This window comes from Cereibacter sediminicola, from assembly GCF_007668225.1.
Taxonomy (GTDB): Bacteria; Pseudomonadota; Alphaproteobacteria; order Rhodobacterales; family Rhodobacteraceae; genus Cereibacter_A; species Cereibacter_A azotoformans.
Window position 1 is genome coordinate 33,917 of sequence record NZ_VDEK01000026.1, and the last position, 23,251, is coordinate 57,167.

Consider the following 23,251-nt stretch of genomic DNA (forward strand, 5'->3'; position numbering starts at 1 on the left):
CCCCTCAGGACTTTTCTGTTCGGTCAGCATAGGATCATGCCGCGCAAGACGGAAGCGCCGAGGTGGCGCCATCCGACTTATTCCGCAGGGCCCGCGGCCCCCGCAGCGGACGCAGGAGACCGCAGCGCCCGCGGGCGCCTGGGACTACTCGGCCGCCATCGGCAGGGGCGCCCCGCCCGCGCGGATCGCCGCCAGAAGCTCGGCCCGGCGGTGCGCGGCCTTCTCGGCGCTGGCCTCCTTCACCGGCCCGTAGCCGCGGATCGACAGGGGCAGCCTCGCCAGCTCGCGGCCCGGTTCCATCGTTTCGGGCGTCAGCGCGGGCAGGATCTCGGCCATGTCGGCCTCGAACTGGGCGATCAGGCGGCGTTCGAGCCGCCGCTCGGGGTTCCGGCCGAACGGATCGAGCGGGGTGCCGCGCAACGGCTTGAGCGCCGCGAGCAGCCGGAAGGCCGGGATCATCCACGGGCCGAACTGGCGCTTCCTGGGCCGCTCGTGGCCCTTTCCGGCCAGGAACGGCGGCGCGAGGTGGAAGGTCGGGCGGAAGTCGCCGTCGAACTCGGCCCGCGCCCGCGCCATCGTGTCGAGATGCAGCCGGGCCACCTCATATTCGTCCTTGTAGGCCAGAAGCTGGTAGTAGCCGCGCGCCACATCCTCGCGGATCTCTGGCGGGGCGCGGTCCACCAGCGCGCGAAAGCGCCGCGCGAGACGGCGGGACTGGTAGCCGACCAGCCGTTCGGCGCGGTACTCCACCGGATCGACGGGCTTGGGCGGCTCGGGCTGCAGGAGGCGGGCGGCCTCGGCCGGATGCAGCACCGCCCAGCGGCCGAGGGCAAAGGCGCGCGCATTCCGCTCCACCGCCGCGCCGTTCAGTTCGATCGCGCGGTGGATCGCTTCGGCCGACAGCGGGATCAGCCCCTTCTGCCACGCCGCCCCGAACACCATCATGTTGGAATAGATCGAGTCGCCCATCAGCGCCCGCGCAAGCTCGGTCGCATCCAGGAAGGCCACCCGATCCTGAAGCCGCGCCTGAAGCGAGACCTGCAACCGTTCCGAAGGCACGCGGAAGTCGGTGTTCCGGGTGAACTCGCCCGTCACGATGTCATGGCTGTTCACCACAGCCCCGGTGCGGCCGGTCGCCATCAGGCCCACGGTCTTCGCACCCGCCGTCACCACGAGGTCGCCCCCGATCACCGCATCCGCCTCGCCCACCGCCACGCGGATGGCGCTGATGTCCGAGGGCTGCTCGGCGATGCGGCAGTGGATGTGGACGGCTCCGCCCTTCTGGGCGAGGCCCGCCATCTCCATCATGGCCGCGGCCTTGCCGTCGATGTGGGCCGCCATCGAGAGGATCGCGCCCACCGTGACCACCCCCGTCCCGCCGACCCCCGTCACGAGCAGGTTGTGCGTGCCCCGGATCGTCGGCAGATCGGGCTCGGGCAGGTGCGGCAGGTCGATCTCGGCCGTCGCGGCCTTTCGCGTCTGCGCGCCTTCGAGCGTGACAAACGACGGGCAGAAGCCGTTGAGGCAGGAGAAATCCTTGTTGCAGGAGGATTGGTCGATGGCGCGCTTGCGCCCGAGTTCCGTCTCGACCGGCACGATCGAGACGCAGTTCGACTGCACGCCGCAGTCGCCGCAGCCCTCGCACACGTCCGTGTTGATGAACACCCGCCGGTCGATGTCGGGGAAGGTGCCCCGCTTGCGGCGGCGCCGCTTTTCGGCCGCGCACGTCTGGATATAGACGATGGCCGAGACGCCCGGGATCTGGCTGAACCTCTTCTGCACCTCCATCAGGTCGGCGCGCTCGTGGATCTCGATGCCACCGGGGAAGCGTGACAGATCCACCTCCTCCTTCGCGTCATGCACGACCGCGATGTGATCCACCCCCATCGCCTGGATCTCGCGCACGATGCGGTCGGCGGAAAGGTCGCCCTCGTTGTGCTGGCCGCCGGTCATGGCCACGGCGTCGTTGAAGAGGATCTTGTAGGTGATGTTCGTGCCTGCGGCGAGAGCCGCCCGGATCGCCTGCACGCCGGAATGGTTATAGGTGCCGTCGCCGAGATTCTGGAACACATGCGGGCGCTTGGAAAACGGAGCTTCGCCGATCCAGTTCGCGCCCTCCCCGCCCATCTGGGTGAAGCCCACGGTGTCGCGGTCCATCCATTGCACCATGTAATGGCAGCCGATGCCCGCATAGGCGCGGCTGCCCTCGGGCAGCCGGGTCGAGCTGTTGTGCGGGCAGCCCGAGCAGAAATAGGGCAGCCGCGCCGCAAGGTCCTGCGCATTGTCCGCCCGGCGCGCCTCGGCCAGCCGGGCGAGGCCCGCCTTGACCCGGTCGGTGCCCCGGCCCTCCTCGATGAGGATCGCGCCGATCTTCTCGGCGATCCCGACAGGATCGAGCGCGAAGCGTGTCGGAAACAGCTCTTCCCCCCGATCGTTCTGCCAGCCGTAGATGCGCCGGCCGCGGCGGTCGTTGAAGATCGCCTCCTTGGCCTGCACCTCGATCAGCTTGCGCTTTTCCTCGACGCAGACGATCAGTTCGAGCCCCTCGGCCCAGTCCTGAAAGCTGCGGAAGTCCATGGGCCAGACCTGCCCCACCTTGTAGGTGGTGATGCCCAGCCGCTCGGCCTCGGCCTCGCCGATCCCCAGCAGGGACAGCGCATGAACAAGGTCGAGCCAGCTTTTCCCGGCGGAGACGAAGCCGATCTTCGCACCCCGACGGCCCCAGACCCGCCGGTCCATGCGGTTGGCATGGCTGAAGGCTTCGGCCGCGAACCGCTTGTGGTCGATCATCCGGGCTTCCTGCGCGACAGGCGTATCGACGAGGCGGATGTTGAGCCCGCCCTCGGGCATGCGGAAGTCGGGCAGGACGAAAGTCATGCGGTCGGGCCGGCCGTCCACGACCGCTGTCGCCTCGACCGTGTCCTTCATGGTCTTGAGCCCGACCCAGACGCCCGCAAAGCGCGACAGCGCCCAGCCATAAAGCCCGTAATCGAGGATCTCCTGCACGCCCGCCGGCGAGAGGACGGGGATATAGGCATCGACCATCGCCCAGTCCGACTGGTGCAGCGTGGTCGAGCTTTCGCCGGTATGGTCGTCGCCCATCGCCATCAGCACGCCGCCGTGGCGCGAGGTGCCGGCCATGTTGGCGTGGCGCATCACGTCGCCGGTGCGATCCACCCCCGGCCCCTTGCCATACCAGAGCGCGAAGACACCATCGAAGCGCCCCTCGCCGCGCAGCTCGGCCTGCTGGCTGCCCCAGATGGCGGTCGCCGCCAGATCCTCGTTCAGCCCCGGCTGGAACAGGATGTCCGCGGCCCTGAGGTCCTTCTCGGCGCGCGCCATCGTCAGGTCCACCGCGCCCAGCGGCGAGCCGCGATAGCCGGTCACATAGCCCGCGGTATTCAGCCCCGCCGCCCGGTCGCGCGCCTTCTGCATCAGCATCAGCCGCACCATGGCCTGCGTCCCGTTCAGCAACACCGGCGACTTCGTCAGATCGGTGCGGTCGGACAGCTTCACATCCTGCCTGCTCATAGGTCTCCTCCCAGTGCCTTTGAACATGACTCCATGTTAGGTCAAAAATGCTGACCTACAAAGCGGTTTCCGAGCCATGTTTCCGTTGCAACCCGGTTATGCAATCCGTTAGGGATCATTGCGCACGGGCCGCCTGACGCGGCGGAGGATTGCGACATGGACTGGGACAAGCTCAGAATCTTCCACGCTGTCGCGGATGCGGGCAGCCTGACCCATGCCGGCGACACGCTCCACCTTTCGCAGTCGGCGGTCAGCCGCCAGATCCGGGCGCTGGAAGAGAGCCTGAACGTGACCCTTTTCCACCGTCACGCGCGGGGGCTGATTCTCACCGAGCAGGGCGAGCTTCTGTTCGACGCGACCAGCCAGATGGTCAAGCGGCTCGAGGCGGCGGCCGCGCGGATTCGCGACAGCGAGGACGAGGTCTTCGGCGAGTTGCGCGTGACCACGACCACCGGCTTCGGCACCCTCTGGCTCGCGCCGCGGCTGGTCGGACTTTACCGCAAGTATCCCGCGCTGAAGATCGACCTGATGCTCGAGGAGCGCGTGCTCGACCTGCCGATGCGCGAGGCCGATGTGGCGATCCGCATGAAGGAGCCGAGCCAGGCCGATCTGATCCGCAAGCGCCTCATGTCGATCCGCATGCGCCTCTATGCCTCGCCGGACTATGTGGCCGAGCACGGAATGCCCGAGAAGATGGAGGATTTCTCGCATCACCGGCTGATCTGCCAGCTTCCGGGGGCGCCTCAGGTGGCGGCGGGGGCGGCGCTGGTACAGGAGATCATGACGAACGACATTCCTTCCACCCTCACGGTGAACAACTACTTCGGCGTGCTTCAGGCGGTGCTGAACAATCTCGGCGTGGGCGTCATGCCGGACTATCTGGCCGTGGCCTTCCCGCAGCTGGTCCGGGTCATGCCGGAGGTCGAGTCGAACGACGTGCCCGTGTTCCTCGCCTACCCCGAGGAACTGCGCCACTCCAAGCGGGTCGCGGCCTTCCGCGAGTTCGTGATGGAAGAGATCTCGCTCTACCGCAGGCAGCAGCAGACCTGAGCAGGATCGCCGGGCCGTGCGGCGGGAAACCGCCGCCCGACGCTAACCGCATGGCAATGCAGGAAAAGATGGATCAGCGGCTCAGCTATGCGCCAAACGCATGACGGCCATGCCGCCGATGCAGCATCATGGCGCTTGATCGCGACGAGTCGCGGCCCTACATCGCCTCTCGAAGCGGGTGATCGAGAGTCTCTCTCGTCCGCTTCATACCTCCCTGTTGGACTTGGGCCGAGCTTCTGCTCGGCCTTTTTTTTGCTTTCTGCACAGCTTTGTCGGAACGCACATCCGATGGGCCTTTTGCAGCGCCGATGCCGAAGGGCGCAGCAGGGCAAGGACGGTGGGGCGAAAAATCTTGGGCCGCGGCGCGGTGCGCCTCCTTCCCCTGATGGCCGTTCCGTCCTATGAGGCGCCAAAGCCCCTGCCGCGGAGAGATGTGCCATGACCGAGCCCGAAATCACCCCCGAGCTGATCGCGGCCCACGGCCTCAAGCCCGACGAATATGAGCGCATCCTCGGCATCATCGGGCGCGAGCCGACCTTCACCGAACTCGGCATCTTCTCGGCGATGTGGAACGAGCACTGCTCCTACAAGTCGTCGAAGAAATGGCTGCGCACGCTGCCCACCACCGGCCCGCAAGTGATCTGCGGCCCCGGTGAAAACGCGGGCGTGGTGGATATCGGCGACGGTCAGGCGGTCATCTTCAAGATGGAAAGCCACAACCACCCCTCCTACATCGAGCCCTATCAGGGCGCGGCAACCGGCGTGGGCGGCATCCTGCGCGATGTCTTCACCATGGGCGCGCGGCCCATCGCGGCGATGAACGCGCTCAGCTTCGGCGAGCCCAGCCACCCCAAGACCGCCCACATCGTCAAGGGCGTGGTGGAAGGGATCGGCGGCTATGGCAACGCCTTCGGCGTGCCGACCGTGGGCGGCGAGGTGCGCTTTCACCGCGCCTACAACGGCAACTGTCTGGTGAACGCCTTCGCGGCGGGCCTCGCGGATGCCGACAAGATCTTCTATTCGGCCGCCTCGGGCGTGGGGATGCCGGTGGTCTATCTCGGCGCCAAGACCGGCCGTGACGGTGTGGGCGGCGCGACCATGGCCTCGGCCGAGTTCGACGACACGATCGAGGAAAAGCGCCCGACCGTGCAGGTCGGCGACCCCTTCACCGAAAAGCGCCTGCTCGAGGCCTGCCTTGAACTCATGGCCTCGGATTCGGTGATCTCGATCCAGGACATGGGCGCGGCCGGCCTCACCTGCTCGGCGGTCGAGATGGGCGACAAGGGCGATCTCGGCATCCGGCTGCAACTGGACAATGTTCCGCAACGCGAGGCCCACATGACGGCCTACGAGATGATGCTCTCGGAAAGCCAGGAGCGGATGCTCATGGTGCTGAAGCCCGAGAAGGAGGCCGTCGCCCGCGCGATCTTCGAGAAATGGGATCTCGACTTCGCCATCGTCGGCGAGACCATCCCCGAGGACCGCTTCCTGATCCTGCACGGCAACGAGGTGAAGGCCGACCTGCCGCTGAAGGCGCTGTCGGGCACCGCGCCGGAATATGACCGCCCGTGGGTGGAGACGCCGCCTGCGGCGCCCATGGCCCCGGTGCCCGAGGTCGATCCGATCGACGGCCTCAAGGCGCTGATCGGCTCGCCCTCCTACGCGCACAAGGCCTGGGTGTGGGAGCAGTATGACAGCCAGGTGATGGCCGATACCGTCCGCGCGCCGGGCCTCGGCGCGGGCGTGGTGCGGGTGCATGGCACGCCGAAGGCGCTGGCCTTCACCTCGGACGTGACGCCGCGCTACGTCAAGGCGAACCCGTTCGAGGGCGGCAAGCAGGCCGTGGCCGAAGCCTACCGCAACCTGACCGCGGTCGGCGCGAAGCCCTTGGCCACCACCGACAACATGAACTTCGGCAACCCGGAAAAGCCCGAGATCATGGGCCAGTTCGTCGGAGCGATCAAGGGCATCGGCGCCGCCGTGGCCGCGCTCGACATGCCGATCGTCTCGGGCAACGTCTCGCTCTACAACGAGACCGACGGCGTGGCGATCCTGCCCACCCCCACCATCGGCGCGGTCGGCATCCTGCAATCGCTCGGCGAGCTGATCGCTGGCCAGCCCGAGGAAGGCGACGTGGCGCTGGTGATCGGCGAAACAAGGGGCCACCTCGGCCAGTCCGCGCTGCTGGCGGAACTGCTCGGCCGCGAGGACGGCGACGCCCCGCATGTCGATCTCGACGCCGAGAAGCGCCACGGCGAATTCCTGCGCGCCAACCGCAAGCTGCTCTCGGCCGCGACCGACCTCTCGGACGGCGGCCTTGCGCTGGCGGCCTTCGAGATGGCCGAAGGCGCGGGGCTGGGCCTCACGCTGACGCTGACGGGCACTGCGCAACTCTTCGGCGAGGATCAGGCGCGCTATCTGGTCGCCGTCCACCCCGACCAGACCAAGGCGCTGCAGGCCGCAGCCGAAGCCGCTGGGGTGCCGCTCCAGCAAGTCGGCCAGTTCGGCGGCGAGGAGGTCACGCTCGGCACCGCCTCGGCGCCGCTGGTGGACCTGTCGCGCCTCTACCGCGGCGCCTTCGCGGCCGCCATCGGATGATGTTTTCGCGGGCAGAGGCGACGCAGCCCCTGCCCGCAGCCCCCGCGCCGCTTGCGCGCGTCCTGCATGCGTCATACATCTTTCGCAAGAGTGACCGCACAGGAACCCCCGCCCCATGGCCATGGAAGCCCAGGACATCGAGAACCTCATCCGCGCCAGTTTCCCGAAGGCGAAGATCACCATCACCGACCTTGCAGGCGATGGAAACCACTGGGCGGCTGAGGTGGTCGACGAAAGCTTCCGCGGCCTGAACCGTGTCCAGCAGCAGCGCGCGGTCTATGCCTCGCTCAAGGGCAAGATGGACGGCGCGCACGGCGAACTTCACGCCCTCGCGCTGACCACCAAGGCCCCCGACTGAGCCCAACCCATCATCGATGACCGCGTGAAGGCGCGGCCCAACCACGAGGACGATCCAACATGACCACCACCGTCGAAGAACAGCTCCGTGACCTCGTCACCACGAACGACGTGGTCCTGTTCATGAAGGGCAGCAAGACCATGCCCCAGTGCGGCTTCTCGAGCCGCGTCGCAGGCGTGCTCAACTACATGCAGGTGGCCTACAAGGATGTGAACGTGCTCGAGGACGCCGACATCCGCCAGGGCATCAAGGACTTCTCCGACTGGCCCACCATCCCGCAACTCTACGTCAAGGGCGAGTTCGTGGGCGGCTGCGACATCGTCACCGAAATGACCCTCTCGGGTGAGCTTGACCAGCTCTTCGAAGCGAAGGGCGTCACCTACGACAAGGCCGCCGCTGACAAGATCCGCGAAGCCAACGCCTGACCCCTCCGGGCGCGCCTGCGGGGCGCGCCCCCGCTCCCTGCGCGCGAACCGCAGGCCATGACGTGCGCCCTCCGCGCAACAGCCGCCCCTCTCACTCTTGAAAAATATCCTCGGGGGGAGCCGCCCGTCCGGGCGGCCGGGGGGCAGACAGCCCCCCGCCTCCGACACCACCCCTCAAGACCCGGCCTCAGGCGCGAGCGCGCTCCTCGACCCGCTCGGCCATGGCCTCGGCCCGCGCCGCAAGCTCGGCCAGCGCCTCCTTCACGCCCTCGGGGATCACGGGGACCTCGATCCGCTCGGGCTCCGGCGCCGGACGGGCCTCGAGTTCGGCCACCTGCTCGCGCAGCCGGCGGATCTCCTCGTCCACCCCCGCCATCCGGTCGGCCAGCATCAGCCCGGCCATCAGCAGCATCCGCGACTCCGTCATGCGGCCCATCTGCTCGACCACGGGCGCCGCCTCGGCATCGAGCATGGCTGCGGCCGCGTGCAGGAACTCCTCCTCGCCCGGCTGGCAGGCGACCTCGAAGGTCTTTCCACCGATGGCAATGCTCAGTTCAGGCATCCGAACGGCCCTCCGCGATCAGGGGTTGCAGCGCCGAGAGCACCTCGTCCACCTCGGCGGCCTCGGTGGCGCGGGCCGCGCGCAGCGCCTCGAGCTCGACCACCATCGAGCGGTTGAGCAGATGCGGGTCGGCCATGCCTTCGGCCGTGGCCTCGCGCAGGCTGCGCAGCGCCTCGCGCAGCTGCCCCGTCGTCTTCTTCATCCGCTGAAGCTCCAGCCCCTGCACGTCGAGCTGCCGCGTCAGCGCCTCGACCTGCTCCTCGAGCTGCCCGATCCTGGCCCCCTCGCGCTCCTTCACGGCCTTCAGCCGCTCGGTGAGCTGGGCATTGACCATCCGCTCCTCGTCGAGCTCGGCCTGCAACGGGTTCTCTGCCGGCATCACGGGGATCGCGTCGATCCCCGCTCCGATCCGTTCCAGGGCGGCCGTGAGCCGCCGCTCGAGTTCCACCATCTCCTGCATAGGTCTGCCTTTCCGTTCCGTTCCGGCCGGGCCGTCCACATTTCGCTTGCGCGAACATGAGGCGGCACATTGTCGCGCGAATCACATTCGCCCGGCGCTTTTCCCCGATCTTATCGTCGGTTGCCCCGCGATGCGCCCCCCTTTGGCATGAGAAAGAGCCCCACGCGCTTGATCTTGCCGGTCGGGCTGATATGCAGCCCTGAAGCGGTGCGCGCAAGAAGCCGCGCCCGGGGGCATCCAAGTCGGAGAATTGCCGTGGACATACAGAGCCTGCGCGAGCAGCACCCCGATCACTGGAAGAAAGCCTGCGCCATCCGCGCGCTGACGCTCGACGCCGTGGCGGCGGCCAATTCCGGCCATTCCGGCATGCCGATGGGCATGGCGGACGTCGCAACCGTCCTCTACGAAAAGCACATGGTCTTCGACGCGCAGTCCCCCGACTGGCCGAACCGGGACCGGTTCGTGCTGTCGGCGGGCCACGGCTCGATGCTGGTCTATTCGCTGCTTCACCTGACCGGCGACCCCGAGTTCCCGATCGATCAGATCCGGAACTTCCGCCAGTGGGGCTCCCGGACCGCCGGCCACCCCGAGAACTTCCTCGCCAAGGGGATCGAGACCACGACCGGTCCGCTGGGCCAGGGCCTGGCGATGTCCGTGGGTCTCGCGATGGCCGAAGAGTCGCTCCGTGCCCGCTGGGGGGCGAAGATCATCGACCATTACACCTACTGCATCGCCGGCGACGGCTGCCTGATGGAGGGGGTGAGCCAGGAGGCGATCGGCCTCGCCGGCCGGCACGAGCTGTCGCGCCTGATCGTGATGTGGGACAACAACGGCATCACCATCGACGGCAAGGTGGCGCTGTCGGACCGCACCGACCAGAAGGCGCGTTTCGCCGCCGCGGGCTGGGATGTGTTCGAATGCGACGGCCATGACCCGGCCGACATTGACCGCGCCCTGACCGAGGCGAAGGCCTCGAAGGGCCCGGCCTTCATCGCCTGCACGACCCATATCGCGCTCGGCTCTTCGGCGCAGGACACCTCCAAGGGCCACGGCGCGCTGACCGATGCCAAGCTGATCGCCGACACCAAGGCCGCCTATGGCTGGACCGCCGGGGCCTTCGAGATCCCGGCCGACGTCAAGACGGCCTGGGAGGCCATCGGCTCGCGCGGAGCCGAGGCCCGCAAGGCGTGGGACGAGCGGTTCGCCGCCCTGTCGGACAGCAAGCGCGCCCTCTTCCAGCAGCAGTTCTCGTGCGAGCCGCCGAAGAAGCTCGCCGCCACGATCCGCGCCGTGAAGAAGGACGCGGTCGAGAAGATGCCGAAGGTCGCGACCCGCCGCGCCTCGGAGATGGTGCTGGAAGCGGTCAACCCGATCATGACCGAGACCATCGGCGGCTCGGCCGACCTGACCGGCTCGAACAACACCAAGACCGCGGATCTGGGCGTCTTCGACCCGATCAACCGCAAGGGCCGCTACGTCTATTACGGCATCCGCGAACACGGCATGGCCGCCGCGATGAACGGCATGGCGCTGCACGGCGGCCTGCGGCCCTACGGCGGCACCTTCATGTGCTTTGCCGACTACTGCCGCCCGGCGGTGCGCCTTTCGGCGCTGATGCACATGCCGGTGGTCTATGTCTTCACCCATGACTCGATCGGTCTGGGCGAGGACGGGCCGACCCACCAGCCGGTCGAGCACCTCGCCATGCTGCGCGCGACGCCGAACATGCTGGTGTTCCGCCCGGCCGACCTGACCGAGACCGCCGAGGCCTGGGAGATCGCGCTGTCCGAGAAGGCCACGCCCTCGGTGCTGGCGCTGTCGCGGCAGAACCTGCCGGCGGTGCGCAAGACCCACACCAACAAGAACCTCGTCTCGCAGGGCGCCTATGTGCTCGAAGAGGCTACGGCCAAGCGTCAGGTGATCCTGATCGCCTCGGGCTCCGAGGTCGAGGTGGCGCTGAAGGCCCGCGAGGCGCTCGAGGCCGAGGGCATCGGCACCCGCGTCGTCTCGATGCCCTGCATGGAGCTGTTTGCCCGCCAGGACGAAGCCTACCGCCGCAAGGTTCTGCCGCCGGGCGCCGTCCGCATCGCCATCGAGGCCGGCGTCCGCATGGGCTGGGACCGCTGGCTTCTGGGCGAGCGCGGCCGCGAGGGCAAGGACGGCTTCATCGGCATGTCGGGCTTCGGCGCCTCGGCCCCGGCCGAGCGGCTGTTCCAGGAGTTCGGCATCACGCCCGAGGCGACCGTCGCCAAGGCCAAGGCCCTGCTCGGCTGAACGGCCCCGCCTGCCGCAAGACATGGCCCCGCCCGATGGAAAAGCCTCGGGCGGGGTTTTCTGTCGGGTCATGCCGAGCAACCGTCCGCAATCCGGTGCCGAGGGCCGTCAGCCGCAGAGAACCGTTCCTCGTCAGGTTGGCAGGGTCTGCGCGTTCAGCCCGCGAAGCCGCCGCTCCGGCCTGCGGAGGGCCGGTAACACCCGGAAGGTGAGGTCAACCACGGCCGCCGTTCATACGGAACCGAGCGGTCAAATCAGGCTGACTGGCGGGAGTGGAGCGGGTGAAGGGAATCGAACCCTCGTCGTAAGCTTGGGAAGCTTCTGCTCTACCATTGAGCTACACCCGCGACAGACCCTCACCTAAGACACGGACAGGGCTTCGTCAAGCGGTTGCTGCGGGGGCTTGGCCCGGGCCGTTCCGTCTGGACGCCCTTTTCGCGCACAACGTCTTGCGGCATTCTCCGCCGCCGGACCGACAGGGAATCCCATGACGCGCCTGACTGCCCTCATCTCACTGCTGCTGCTGCCCGCCTGCCAGGGGCCCGCCATGCCCGAGCCGCCCCGCCTCCCCGATCTGGCGCAGGGCGTCCGATCGGAAAGGCCGGCGGCCGAGCCGGGCCAGTGCTGGGCGGGCGAGGAGAGCCGCTGGTTCCAGGCCCCCTGCCCCGATGCGATGACCCCGGAGCGGGTGGCAACGCTGCAACGCGCGCTGGAGGTGCGGGGCCTCCACAAGGGCGCGATCAGCGGAGAGATGGACAAGGCGACGCGAGCGGCGATCCGCAGGTTTCAGGAACCGCTCGGCCTCGACAGCGACCGCCTGTCGATCGAGGCCGCCCGCTATCTGGGGGTGGTTCCGGTCGAACTTGACCTGCCCGAGCCGGAGGAGGAGGAGGCGCCCGGCGACCCGGCTTCGGCCTGAGCCGGCCGCCCGCCTCGACCGGGCCACCGCCGCCCCCGCAGGACGAAAAGCGCCGCCCCGAGGGGCGGCGCGACAGTCATTCGGTGATCGTGAGAGCCACAAAGCGCGGATCACCGCCCCGTCGGATCAGAAGGAGGAGCGACTTGCGCCCGGCCTCGCGGGCCTCGTCCACGCGGTCCTGCAGATCCTTGATCGTCATGACCTTCTGCTGACCCGCCTCGGTGATGACATCCCCCTCGCGCAGACCCTTGGAATAGGCCTCGGACGCCGTATCCACATCCGTCACCGCGAGCCCCTCGGTGCCCGGCGGCAGGCCCAGCTCGGCGGCCTGCTCGGCCGTGAGCGGAGCCACCGTCAGGCCCAGAAGATTGGCGGTCGAAGGTTCCGTCGGGGCCGACTCGACGGACGCCGCCGGTCCCTCACCCTCGGCTTCCTCCCGGCGCCCGAGCACCACGGAGAGCGTGCGGGTCTTGCCCTCACGCATCACGACCACGCGCACGGCCTCACCGATCGGGGCATCCGCCACGCGGCGCACGAGATCACGGGTGTCAGCTACCGGCGCGTTGGCAAAGGTCACGATCACGTCGCCCGACTGCATCCCGGCCTCTTTCGCAGGCCCCTCGGGCACGTCCGTCACCAGCGCCCCCTTCGCCTCGGAAAGCCCCATCGCCTCGGCCACGTCCGGCGTCACGTCCTGGATCCGCACGCCAAGCCAGCCGCGCCGCGTCTCGCCGAACTCGCGAAGTTGCTGGACGACCTTCACCACCACGTTCGAGGCCATCGAGAACCCGATCCCGATCGAGCCGCCGTTGGGCGAGAGGATCGCCGTGTTCACGCCGATCACCTGACCGTCGAGATTGAAGAGCGGCCCGCCCGAGTTGCCGCGGTTGATGGCCGCGTCGGTCTGGATGTAGTCATCGTAGGTGCCCGAGAGCGCCCGGTTGCGCGCCGAGATGATCCCCGCCGAGACCGAAAAGCCCTGTCCCAGCGGGTTGCCCATCGCCACCACCCAGTCGCCCACCCGCGCAAGATCCGAGTTGCCGAAGCTCACGAACGGGAGCGGCTGGTTGCTCGAGACCTTGAGCAGGGCGATGTCGGTCTTGGGATCGGTGCCCACGAGCTTCGCCTCGAGCTTGTTGCCCGAGAAGAACTCGATCTGGATGTCGTCCGCTCCTTCAATGACATGGTTGTTGGTCACGATGAAGCCGTCTTCCGAGATCACGAAGCCCGAGCCCAGCGCCTCGGAGCGGCGCGGCCCACGCTCGCGGTTCTGCGGATCCATGAAGTCGCGGAAGAAGTCCTCGAAGGGCGAGCCTTCGGGCACAAGCGGAGAATTCTGCGTGGGCGCGGCGACCACGGTCGAGGTGGTGATGTTCACCACCGCCGGGCTGATCTTCTCGGCGAGACCGGCGAAACTGGCCGGGGCCCCCTGCGCATGGGCCGAAACGGCCTGCGCAAGCGCCAGCCCCAGGCCCAGCATCAGCGCGAGGAAAAGGCGCCATGCGGCGATGGGCACCGGTTCCTTCCGGCGGGCGATGGAAATGGCGTGAGACTGCACACCCGACTCCTTTCGAAATGCGGGGCGCGCCGACCGTGACTGAAACGCCCCAAGATGACAGTCGGGCAACACGCGCCGCAATGCAAATGGCGTGTGGGCCCGTCAAGCGCATGTGAAGCCTCCCGGCCTTCGCCGGGAGGCCCGCAGTCACTGGGCCGTCGCAGGGGCCGGGGCCGCCGGCGCCGCGGCCGTCGGCTGACCGACCGGCGCACCGGCCTGATCGCCCGGCTCTTCGCCCGCGGGCGCCTCTCCATCGCCGGCCGGGGCCGGGGCGGCTTGGGCGGGGGCCGCGGCCAAGGGACCGCCTTCGGGAGCGCGGTCGGTGCGCAGATACTGGAAGAACTCGCTGTCCGGCTGCATCACGATCGACGAGCCACCCGATTGCAGGGCCCGCTCGTACGAGGTGAGCGACCGGGTGAAGGCGAAGAACTCCGGGTCGCGGCCAAAGGCCCCGGCGTAGATCGAGTTGCGCTGCGCATCGGCCTCACCCCGGATCACCTCGGCCTGACGCCGCGCCTCCGACGTCACCTCGACCACCGTCCGGTCGGCCGCCGCACGCACGCGCTGCGCGGCCTCGTTGCCTCGGGCGATCTCGTCCGCGGCCTCGCGCTCACGCTCGGCGCGCATCCGGCCATAGGTGGCGGCAAGGTTCTGCTCGGGCAGGTCGGTGCGCGTCAGCCGCACGTCGATGACATCCACCCCCAGCGCCTGTGCCTGACGGCGGGCGAGGTCGCGGATCTGATTCATCAGCACCGTCCGGTCCTCGGACAGCACGCGGATCGAGGGCACGCCGCCGAGCACTTCGCGGATCGCCGGGCTCATGATGCGCTGGAGGCGCGTCTGGGCGGCGTCGATGCCGCCAACCCCCACCGCCTCGCGGAACTCGACCACATCGACGATGCGCCAGCGTGCGAAGGCGTCCACAACGAGACGCCGGTCGTCGAGGGGCGTCACCTCGATGGGCTGCGTCGGCAGGCCGAGGATCCGCCCGTCATAGCGCACGACCTCCTGGATGAGCGGGATCTTGAAGCCGATGCCCGGCTCTTCCTTGACCGCTTTTACCTGGCCGAACTGCAGGACCAGCGCCTTCTCGCGCTCGTCCACGATGAAGATCGACGAGAAGCCGATCGCCACCAGGATTGCGAGGATGGGCAGTATGAGAGAGCTGCGGTTCATCAGTTGGCCTCCCCGCCGTTGGTCGCCGCGCGGGCGGCGGCGGAGTTGCGACCCAGTTCGTTCAGGGGCAGGTAGGGCACCACGCCAGAGCCGCCCTGTCCGTCGATCCCGTCAAGGATCACCTTGTCCATCGAACCGAGCACCTTCTCCATCGTCTCCAGATACAGGCGGCGGCGGGTGACGTCGGGCGCCTTCACATATTCGTCGTAGATCGAGATGAAGCGGCTCGCTTCACCCTCGGCGTTGTTCACCACCTCGGCGCGGTAGCCTTCGGCCTGTTCGGTCAGCCGCGCGGCTTCACCGCGGGCGGCCGCCGTGACGCGGTTGGCATAGGCGTCGGCTTCCTTCTCGAGCCGGTCACGCTCCTGCTGGGCCGCCTGCACTTCGCGGAAGCTGTCGATCACTTCCTGCGGCGGGTCGGCCTTGTCGAAGTTGACGCGGACGACGTTGATGCCGGCCTGATAGCTGTCGAGGGTGGTCTGCACCGCCGCAAGCAGATCCGAGGCGATGATGCCGCGGTCACGGTTGAGGATCGGAGACAGCTCGGACCGCGCGATGATGTCGCGCATCGCCGATTCCGAGACGGCGCGGATCGTGTCGCCCGGATCCGCAAGGTTGAAGAGGAATTGCGCCGGATCCGAGATGTTCCAGACCACCTGGAACTCGATGTCCACGATGTTCTGGTCACGGGTCAGCATCAGCCCGTTGTCGGTGTCGCCGCCGCGGCCGGTGCCGATGTCGGTGGTCCGTTCCCCGGTAACCTGCACCACTTCGGCCGTCACGACCGGCCAGGGCGCGAAGTTCAGACCCGGCGTGCCGATGTCGCTGAACTCACCCAGGAACAGCTCGACCGAGCGTTCCTCCGGGCGCACCGTGTAGAAGGACATGAAGGCCCAGACCCCCACCAGCGCCAGCGCGCCAAGCGCGAGACCCTGACGGGTGAAGAGCGGACCCATCGGGTTGCCCCCGTTTCCGCCTCCGCCGCCGCGTCCGCCGTTCGGACGGCCACGGCCGCCCATCAGCACACGCAGCTGTTCCTGCCCCTTCTTCACGATCTCGTCGATCTCGGGGATCTGCGAGCCGTCACCACCGCCGGGACGCCGCCCGCCGCGGCCGTCACGCCCATCCCTGTCGCCGCGGTCGCCTCCGCCTCCGCCCCAAGGTCCTCCGTTGGACATATAACCCTTTCCCTTTTCCTTGCCTGCCGCCTTAACTGGTCATCAAAAAAGCAAATTCAAGCCGTTCGAACCGGTTTGCGCAGGGTCACGAGTTCCTCGGCCATCGTGGGATGAACCGCGACCGTCCGGTCGAAGTCCTCCTTCGTCGCCCCCATCTTTACCGCGATGGCGGCCAGCTGGATCATCTCGCCCGCGTTGGGCGCGACGATGTGACAGCCAAGAACCTTCCGGCTGGCCTGGCTGACGATCAGTTTCATGAGCACGCGATCCGGCCGCCCGGCAAAGAGCGACTGCATCGGCCGGAACGCCGCCGCATAGACCTCGATCGGCTCCTGCTCGCGCGCGGCCTCTTCGGTCAGGCCGACCGAGCCCAGCTCGGGCTGGGTGAAGACCGCCGAGGGCACAAGCTCGTGATCGGCCGTGCGCGGCTCTCCCTTGAAGACGGTATCGGCAAAGGCGTGCCCTTCGCGGATGGCGACCGGGGTCAGGTTGATCCGGTCCGTCACGTCGCCCACCGCATAGATCGAGGGCACGCAGGTCTGGCTCCAGTCATCGACCGGGATCTGGCCGTGGCGCCCAAGCTCGATCCCCAGCGCCTCGAGGCCAAGGCCCGCGCTGTTGGGCCGCCGCCCCGTGGCATAGAGAACCGCTCCGAACTCCCGGTCCGATCCGTCGGTGGTGATCGCGCGCACCCCACCCTCGGTCCGTTCCAGCCGGATGACGTCGGTTCCGCACTTGATCTGGATGCCGCGGTCGATCATGGCGGATGAGACATGGCCACGGGCCTCGTCGTCGAAGCCGCGCAGGATCTGCGCCCCACGGTAGAACTGACAGACATCGACACCCAGCCCGTGCAGGATGCAGGCGAATTCGCTGGCGATGTAGCCGCCGCCCACCACGAGGATCGACTTCGGCAGGGTCTCGAGCCTGAAGACGTCGTCCGAGGTCATGGCCAGCTCGCAGCCGGGGAAATCGGGCACGAAGGGCCGCCCGCCGGTCGCGATCAGGATGTGCTTTGCGGTGACCTCCCGGCCCGAGGCGAGCCGCACCGTATGGGCGTCGGCCACCATCGCGCGCTCGTCGAAGATCTCCACCCCCGCCGAGGTCAGGCCCGAGCGGTAGGCCGCCTCGAGCCGGTCAAGCTCGCGATCGAGGCTCGTGCGGAACCTAGGCCAGTCGAACCCGCCGATCGAGGCGTCCCAGCCATAGGCGCGGGCGTCCTCGACCGCGTCCGGGTAGCCCGAGGCGAAGACCATCAGCTTCTTGGGCACGCAGCCGCGGATGACGCAGGTGCCGCCCATCCGGCTCTCCTCCGCGAGCGCCACCTTCGCGCCCCCTTCCGAGGCCGCGATCCGGGCCGCGCGCACGCCGCCCGAGCCGCCGCCGATCACGAACAGGTCATGGTCGAAGGCCAAGCTCACTCTCCCAGGTCGGCGAAGATGTTGCACGAGGCGCCGAGATCCACCTGCCCGTCCTCGGTCAGACCGGACTCGAGATCACGCACCGTCACCCGGCCGTCGCCATGCCCCACCACCACCGTGTCACAGATGTCGATGAAGAGCCCGTTCTCCACCACGCCCGCGATCTGGTTCAGCGTGAGGGCGAGCTGGCGCGGATGGCCGATGCGCGTCAGGTGCAGGTCGAGGATGTAGTTCTTCTCGTCCGTCAGCAGCGGCGCCTCGCCCGACCGGCGGAGCGTCACCTCGCGGCCAAGGACATCCAGCCCGATCAGCGCCTCCTCGATCAGCATCCTGGTGCTCTGCCAACCGAAGGGGATCACCTCGACCGGCAGCGGGAAGGCGCCCAGCTGCGCCACCTCCTTGGCCGCGTCGGCGATCACGATCATCCGGTCCGAGGCCGTCGCCACGATCTTTTCCTGCAACAAGGCGGCACCGCCGCCCTTTATCAGGTTGAACTCGCTGTCGAACTCGTCGGCCCCGTCGATGGTCAGGTCAAGCCACCGCGCCTCGTCGAGGGTCACGACCGGGATCCCCAGCTCGCGCGCAAGCTCGGCCGTCCGGGTCGAGGTCGGCACGCCCTGCACCCGCAGCCCCTCCTCACGGACACGCTCGGCCAGGCAGCGCACCATCCAGGCCGCGGTCGAGCCGGTTCCAAGGCCCAGCTTCATGCCGTCCTGCACGAAATCCACCGCGCGGCGGGCGGCGGCGAACTTGGCGGTGTCGATGGGGGAAAGTTCTGCAGGCATCCTCTGTCTCCGCTGGGGCGCCCCCCGGTTATAGGCACGAAGCCGGGGCCGTGCGAGGGGAAAGCTGCACGAGGGCGGATCGGGGCCCGCAAGCCACAGTTGAAGATTTTCACGTTTTCATGCATCCTGAACGCACATTTTCGCGTTTCCTTTTCATGCAGACCTTAGTTCAGGAACCCTTGCCATGAGTAACCTCAGCCAGACGCACTCTCCCCAACACCTCCCGGACCGCCGGACGGGCGCGGATTTCACCGACGCCATCCTGCGCGAGGCCGCCTGTCAGGCGATCGTGGACTCGCTGCGCAGTGAAGGCCCGCTCGCTCCGGCAGGCTCGGGCGACAGGCACAACTGACCGCCGCGCCCCCCGCCAGGGCGGGCGATGACGCGAATTGCGCGGCGAGGTCGTTTCCAGCGTGTCCGCGACAGGCCGTCGCACCTATCTAGGAAGGACGCCCTGCCCGAGGTCCGCGCATGTTCCTGTCCGTCTTCGACATCTTCAAGGTCGGTGTCGGCCCCTCCTCGTCGCACACGATGGGACCGATGGTGGCCGCCGGCCGCTTCCTCGACCGCCTGCGGGCAAGCCCGTTCCACGCCCACGGCCTGCGCGCCTCGCTGCACGGCAGCCTCGCCTTCACGGGCGTGGGTCACGCCACCGACCGGGCCACCATCCTCGGCCTCGCCGGCTTCGAGCCCGGCAGCTATGACGCCGCCCGGGCCGAAGAGACGCTCGCCGCCATCCGCGCGACACGCCGGATCGAGGCGCCGGGCCTCGGCCCGCTCCGCTTCGACCCCGAAAAGGACCTGATCTTCGACTATGGCCAGCCGCTGCCGGGCCATGCCAACGGAATGCGGCTCACCGCCACCGACGCGCAGGGCGACGTGCTCTTGTCAGAGGTCTATTATTCGGTCGGCGGCGGCTTCGTGCTGACCGAGGCCGAACTGACCGAGTCGAAGTCCAACCGCCCCGCCTCGGGCCCCGCCGTTCCCTTCCCCTTCGAAAGCGCGCAGCAGATGCTCGGCATGGCCGAGGCCTCGGGCCTGTCGATCGCCGCGATGAAGCGGGCGAACGAACTGGTCTTCCGCAGCCCGGCCGACCTCGACCGCGGCCTCAAGCGGATCTGGCAGGTGATGAACGACTGCATCGAGCGCGGCATGGCCACCGGCGGCACCCTGCCCGGCGGCCTCCACGTCCGCCGCCGCGCCCAAGGGATCCGCGAGGCGCTCCTGGCCGAGCGCGGGCTGAACATGACCGCGCCCCATACGATCAACGACTGGATGAGCCTCTATGCGATGGCCGTCAACGAGGAGAACGCGGCCGGCGGCCAGGTGGTGACGGCGCCGACCAACGGGGCTGCAGGCGTGGTGCCCGCCGTCCTTCGCTACTGGCTCGACCACGTTCCCGGTGCCAGTCCCGCGAAACTCCCCGACTTCCTGCTCACCGCCGCCGCGATCGGGGGCCTCGTCAAGCACAATGCCTCGATCTCGGGCGCCGAATGCGGTTGCCAGGCCGAGGTCGGCTCGGCCGCCGCGATGGCCGCCGCAGGTCTGGCCGCCGTCCTCGGCGGCACGCCCGCGCAGGTCGAGAACGCCGCCGAGATCGCGCTCGAACATCACCTCGGCATGACCTGCGACCCGGTCCGGGGCCTCGTCCAGGTGCCCTGCATCGAGCGCAACGGGCTCGGCGCGATCAAGGCCGTCTCGGCGGCAAGCCTCGCGATGCGCGGCGACGGCGAACATCTGGTCAGCCTCGACGTCTGTATCGAGACCATGCGCCAGACCGGACGCGACATGAACGAGAAATACAAGGAAACCTCGCTCGGCGGTCTCGCGGTCAATGTCCCCAATTGCTGAGCCGTGCCCGACGCCTGCGGCCACTTCCTTCATTCTCGCGGAAATATCCCGGGGGTCCGGGGGCAGAGCCCCCGGCCTTCCCCGTCCGCATCTGGACGGGCCGGAGGGCCTGCGCTAGGCCAAAGCCATGACCGCCCCTCCCGATCGCATCCTCCCCGGCGTCGCGCTGATGATCGCCTTCTGCGTCCTGGCGCCCCTGCTCGACGTCTGCGCCAAGCTGGCCTCGGCCAGCATTCCCGTGGGCCAGATCACCTTCGCGCGCTTCTTCGTGCAGGCGATCCTCATGCTGCCGGTGGTGATGGTGATGGGCACCGACTGGCGGATGGGCCGGCGGATGGCAGGCCTTGTCCTGCTGCGCGCGATCTTCCTGATCCTCTCGACCTACAGCTTCGTCGCGGCCATCACCGTCATGCCGATCGCCGACGCGCTCGCCATCGCCTTCGTCGAGCCCTTCATCCTGCTCCTCCTTGGCCGCCTCCTCTTCGGCGACGAGGTCGGACCGCGCCGGATCGCGGCCAGCATCGTGGGCTTCGGGGGTGCGCTGATGGTGATCCAGCCCTCGCTGGCCGCCTTCGGCCCGGTGGCGCTCTGGCCACTGGGCACGGCTGTCTTCTTCGCCTTCTACATGCTCGTCACACGGCAGATGTCGCGCGGCATGCACCCGGTGACCATGCAGCTGCACACGGCGCTTGCGGGGGTGCTGGTGATGCTTCCCGTCCTTGCGGCGGGAGAGGCCGCCGCAATCCCCACCCTCGATCCGGTCCGGCCGGAGGGATTTGCCTGGCTCCTTCTCTTCGGCGTGGGCTTCTGGGCCTCGGCCAGCCACATCTGCATGACCTACGCGCTGAAGTTCGCCCCCTCGGCGACGCTCGCACCGCTCCACTATCTCGAGATCGTGGCAGCGGTGGGCCTGGGCTACCTCGTGTTCGGAGATTTCCCGAACCCGCTGACCTGGGCCGGCATCGGCGTGATCTCGGCCTCGGGTCTCTACATCATCTACCGCGAGCGGCTGTCGGCGCGCCTGCCCGCCACCCCGGCACCAGCGCCCTGAGCGCCTGATCGAGGCGGGCGCGCGGCAGGATGACCAGCATCCCCGGCCCGTCGAACGCCAGCCGCACCTCGGGCTCGGCCACGGCGTTCGAGGTGCCCACCCGGCCGTCGGGGGCGAAGGGGATGCCGTCGATCGGCCAGCGCAGCCCCCGGCTTTCGCCGGTGACCGGGCCGAGCGGAAAGAGCGAGATCCGCTCGCCCACCTTCAGCCGCAGCCTGAGTTCGGGTGGCGCATGGAACACCACGTCCTGCGGCCCGACCAGCAGGCAGACCGGCTCGGTCCGGCGCACGAGCACGTTCATCACAGCAAGACCGTGGTCGATCCGCGCCCCCGCCACACCCAGCGCCAGCACGAAGGGCGCGCGGATGCTGCGCAGGCACTTGTCGAAATCTGTGGTTTCCTGTTCGGGCAGGTGATGCACACGGCCCCGGAGCGCCTCGCGGCCCTCGTGGGACAGCGAATCCATGTCCCCGATCACCGCCTGGGGCAGCCGGCCCAGACGCAGGGCGCTGTCGCCGCCGCCATCCGCCGCCACCAGCACCGGCGCCCGCGCCAACGCCACGGAAAGATCGCGCCGCGTGACGGGTCCGCCCGCCACCAGCGTGACGCCTTCGGTCGATTCAACAATGGGCCGGGTCATCTGCATACTGTATATAAGGACCTGTGGAGGTATGCCCGTACGGAGCCATAATCAATCCTTCAAATCACCCAGATCTCATCGTTGATTTGCAGGGCAGGCAGGTCCCGAACCTGACGAACGCAAGGGAGCGCGCGCAGCCGATGACCGGCGAAACGAAGATCCTCACCGTGACCTGCGGCGGTCTTTGCTGCAGGCTCGAGGGATTCGACGACCCCTTCAGCCTGCTGAAGGACGTGGCGGACCCTCTCCGCGATCTCGCAGCCAAAGGGCTCGCGGGGTCCGACCCGACGGAACTGCGGCGCCTGTTCCGGAAGGACGGCGCGCGGGGCGTCGAGGTCGAGGTGACGGCGGAAGGGCTCGTCCTCCGTCCGGCGCCGGAGGAGGACGCAAGCCTGGCGGCGCGCCTCAGCCGCCTGCGGTCGGCGGTGGAAGAGGTGCGGCGGCCCCGGCCCCGCACGTCCCCCGCGGCGGCCGGGTCCATGCCGGAACCTGCGCCGCCCGCGCACGGGCCGGGTGCCCCGGGCCGGCCGCCATCAGACCTGGGCCCTGCCCCGGCCCCCGAGGTCGAGGCCCGTCTTCTTGCGCAGATCCTGATGCCGGAACATCCGGACGCACCGGACAGCGCCCCTCCCCTTCGTCTCGAGCATCCCTGCCCGCCCGGCACGCTGGCCACCGAGGCGGATGACATGGCGATCCGCACCCTCGTGGCCGAGACCCGAGCCCTCCAGGAGCGCGAGGAGGCCGAGGAGCGGGCCCGGACACTCGACCGCGCCCGCGCCCGCATCGCCATGCCCCGCACGGAGCCCGATCCGCTGCTGCTCCAGGAACTGTCTCGGATCGAGACCGATCTGGCCCATCAGCCGGCGCCCTTCGCAGCCGGCCGGCAGCTTGCCGAGGCAACCGGCGAGGATGCGGTCGAGCGGATCCTCGACAAGACCACGAACGAGATGCGGGCGCCCGAGAGCCGGCGACGGATCTCGGCGCTATCCCATCTCAAGGCGGCCGTGGCGGCCACCGTGGCCGACCGGATGGCCGGAGGATTGCCCGCCGGCGGAGAGACCCGGATGGACGCCTACCGCGACGATCTTGCACGGGTGGTCCGGCCGTCGGACCTGTCCGCGCCGCTGCTGCTGGGATTGGAGCAGAGGATCGATCCCGCCCGCCCCGTGCGCACTGGTTCACCCGGTGTCACTGAGAACGCGCGGGAGGCGGACGCGCTGCAGGATTCGGCGCCCCTCTCCGGTGACCTGCCCGAGCATGACGGGGCGGACGGCACGGCCCGCCGGCTGCGGCATTAGGCAGCCCCAGCCGGACGGGGCTGCACTTGGATCTGCCGTCGGAGCCTCCGGCGGGGATATTTGGGCGAGAATGAAAGGCAGGGGCGGCGCCGGGGGGGGGGGGGGGGGGGGGGGGG

General features: G+C 68.7%; 19 protein-coding genes and 1 tRNA gene. 10 read left to right on the top strand and 10 right to left on the bottom strand.

The genetic code is table 11. The features are described 5' to 3' along the window. Positions 1 to 144: 144 nt before the first annotated feature. A complete protein-coding gene (locus FG154_RS15305) occupies positions 145 to 3,531 on the bottom strand; it encodes an indolepyruvate ferredoxin oxidoreductase family protein (RefSeq protein WP_145109753.1) in 3,387 nt (1,128 codons plus the stop codon). 156 nt (positions 3,532 to 3,687) lie between these two features. Here FG154_RS15305 and FG154_RS15310 point away from each other — a divergent pair, with 156 nt between their 5' ends. The 4 genes from FG154_RS15310 (at position 3,688) to grxD (ending at position 7,962) form a co-directional block, all read left to right on the top strand. Beyond that, positions 3,688 to 4,581, top strand: a complete 894-nt coding sequence (locus tag FG154_RS15310; protein ID WP_145109756.1) for a LysR family transcriptional regulator — start codon at positions 3,688 to 3,690, stop codon at positions 4,579 to 4,581. 438 nt (positions 4,582 to 5,019) lie between these two features. After that, positions 5,020 to 7,179, top strand: a complete 2,160-nt coding sequence (gene purL / locus FG154_RS15320; protein ID WP_145109760.1) for a phosphoribosylformylglycinamidine synthase subunit PurL — start codon at positions 5,020 to 5,022, stop codon at positions 7,177 to 7,179. A gap of 115 nt (positions 7,180 to 7,294) precedes the next feature. Further along, positions 7,295 to 7,537 (top strand): BolA/IbaG family iron-sulfur metabolism protein, encoded by a 243-nt coding sequence (locus FG154_RS15325; protein ID WP_096785631.1) that lies wholly within the window; start codon positions 7,295 to 7,297, stop codon positions 7,535 to 7,537. 59 nt (positions 7,538 to 7,596) lie between these two features. Next, positions 7,597 to 7,962, top strand: a complete 366-nt coding sequence (gene grxD, locus FG154_RS15330) for a Grx4 family monothiol glutaredoxin (protein ID WP_011907940.1) — start codon at positions 7,597 to 7,599, stop codon at positions 7,960 to 7,962. Positions 7,963 to 8,149: 187 nt separating this feature from the next. Here grxD and FG154_RS15335 read toward each other — a convergent pair whose 3' ends face one another. Both FG154_RS15335 and FG154_RS15340 read right to left on the bottom strand, forming a co-directional pair. Beyond that, positions 8,150 to 8,524 (bottom strand): cell division protein ZapA, encoded by a 375-nt coding sequence (locus FG154_RS15335; protein WP_145109763.1) that lies wholly within the window; start codon positions 8,522 to 8,524, stop codon positions 8,150 to 8,152. Beyond that, positions 8,517 to 8,984, bottom strand: a complete 468-nt coding sequence (locus FG154_RS15340; protein ID WP_145109766.1) for a hypothetical protein — start codon at positions 8,982 to 8,984, stop codon at positions 8,517 to 8,519. The genes FG154_RS15335 and FG154_RS15340 overlap by 8 nt, the downstream gene beginning before the upstream one ends. A gap of 255 nt (positions 8,985 to 9,239) precedes the next feature. Here FG154_RS15340 and tkt point away from each other — a divergent pair, with 255 nt between their 5' ends. Then, on the top strand, positions 9,240 to 11,258 hold the full coding sequence (gene tkt, locus FG154_RS15345) for a transketolase (RefSeq protein WP_145109769.1): 2,019 nt from the start codon (positions 9,240 to 9,242) through the stop codon (positions 11,256 to 11,258). A 273-nt stretch (positions 11,259 to 11,531) separates the two neighbouring features. Here tkt and FG154_RS15350 read toward each other — a convergent pair. After that, positions 11,532 to 11,605, bottom strand: a tRNA-Gly gene (locus FG154_RS15350). A 140-nt stretch (positions 11,606 to 11,745) separates the two neighbouring features. Here FG154_RS15350 and FG154_RS15355 point away from each other — a divergent pair. Further along, complete coding sequence (locus FG154_RS15355; RefSeq protein WP_145109772.1) at positions 11,746 to 12,177, top strand: peptidoglycan-binding domain-containing protein; 432 nt, start codon at positions 11,746 to 11,748, stop codon at positions 12,175 to 12,177. Positions 12,178 to 12,253: 76 nt separating this feature from the next. Here the strand turns inward: FG154_RS15355 and FG154_RS15360 are convergent, their stop codons facing one another. The 5 genes from FG154_RS15360 to rpiA all read right to left on the bottom strand — a co-directional run bounded on the left by FG154_RS15360 (position 12,254) and on the right by rpiA (position 18,295). Then, positions 12,254 to 13,735, bottom strand: coding sequence for a DegQ family serine endoprotease (locus FG154_RS15360; protein WP_145109775.1), 1,482 nt, complete (start codon positions 13,733 to 13,735; stop codon positions 12,254 to 12,256). Positions 13,736 to 13,882: 147 nt separating this feature from the next. Next, positions 13,883 to 14,911 (bottom strand): protease modulator HflC, encoded by a 1,029-nt coding sequence (hflC, locus tag FG154_RS15365; protein WP_145109778.1) that lies wholly within the window; start codon positions 14,909 to 14,911, stop codon positions 13,883 to 13,885. Further along, positions 14,911 to 16,089, bottom strand: coding sequence for an FtsH protease activity modulator HflK (hflK, locus tag FG154_RS15370; RefSeq protein WP_145109781.1), 1,179 nt, complete (start codon positions 16,087 to 16,089; stop codon positions 14,911 to 14,913). The genes hflC and hflK overlap by 1 nt, the downstream gene beginning before the upstream one ends. Before the next feature lie 56 nt (positions 16,090 to 16,145). After that, positions 16,146 to 17,504, bottom strand: coding sequence for a glutathione-disulfide reductase (gene gor / locus FG154_RS15375; RefSeq protein WP_145109785.1), 1,359 nt, complete (start codon positions 17,502 to 17,504; stop codon positions 16,146 to 16,148). Between the two features lie 2 nt (positions 17,505 to 17,506). After that, positions 17,507 to 18,295, bottom strand: a complete 789-nt coding sequence (gene rpiA, locus FG154_RS15380) for a ribose-5-phosphate isomerase RpiA (protein ID WP_145109788.1) — start codon at positions 18,293 to 18,295, stop codon at positions 17,507 to 17,509. A gap of 184 nt (positions 18,296 to 18,479) precedes the next feature. On the opposite strand from rpiA, the gene FG154_RS21090 reads away from it, so the two are divergent. From FG154_RS21090 to FG154_RS15390, 3 genes are all read left to right on the top strand, one after another. Further along, positions 18,480 to 18,647, top strand: a complete 168-nt coding sequence (locus FG154_RS21090; RefSeq protein ID WP_186312389.1) for a hypothetical protein — start codon at positions 18,480 to 18,482, stop codon at positions 18,645 to 18,647. A gap of 119 nt (positions 18,648 to 18,766) precedes the next feature. After that, positions 18,767 to 20,146, top strand: a complete 1,380-nt coding sequence (locus tag FG154_RS15385) for an L-serine ammonia-lyase (protein WP_145109791.1) — start codon at positions 18,767 to 18,769, stop codon at positions 20,144 to 20,146. A 127-nt stretch (positions 20,147 to 20,273) separates the two neighbouring features. Then, positions 20,274 to 21,197: a DMT family transporter gene (locus FG154_RS15390; RefSeq protein WP_145109794.1), complete on the top strand. Its 924-nt coding sequence runs from the start codon at positions 20,274 to 20,276 to the stop codon at positions 21,195 to 21,197. On the opposite strand, the gene FG154_RS15395 is transcribed toward FG154_RS15390, so the two are convergent. Further along, positions 21,139 to 21,837, bottom strand: a complete 699-nt coding sequence (locus tag FG154_RS15395; protein WP_145109797.1) for a thiamine diphosphokinase — start codon at positions 21,835 to 21,837, stop codon at positions 21,139 to 21,141. The two genes, FG154_RS15390 and FG154_RS15395, sit on opposite strands and share 59 nt — an antisense overlap. 140 nt (positions 21,838 to 21,977) lie before the next feature. Here FG154_RS15395 and FG154_RS15400 point away from each other — a divergent pair, with 140 nt between their 5' ends. Continuing rightward, on the top strand, positions 21,978 to 23,135 hold the full coding sequence (locus tag FG154_RS15400) for a hypothetical protein (protein WP_145109800.1): 1,158 nt from the start codon (positions 21,978 to 21,980) through the stop codon (positions 23,133 to 23,135). Positions 23,136 to 23,251 lie beyond the last annotated feature (116 nt).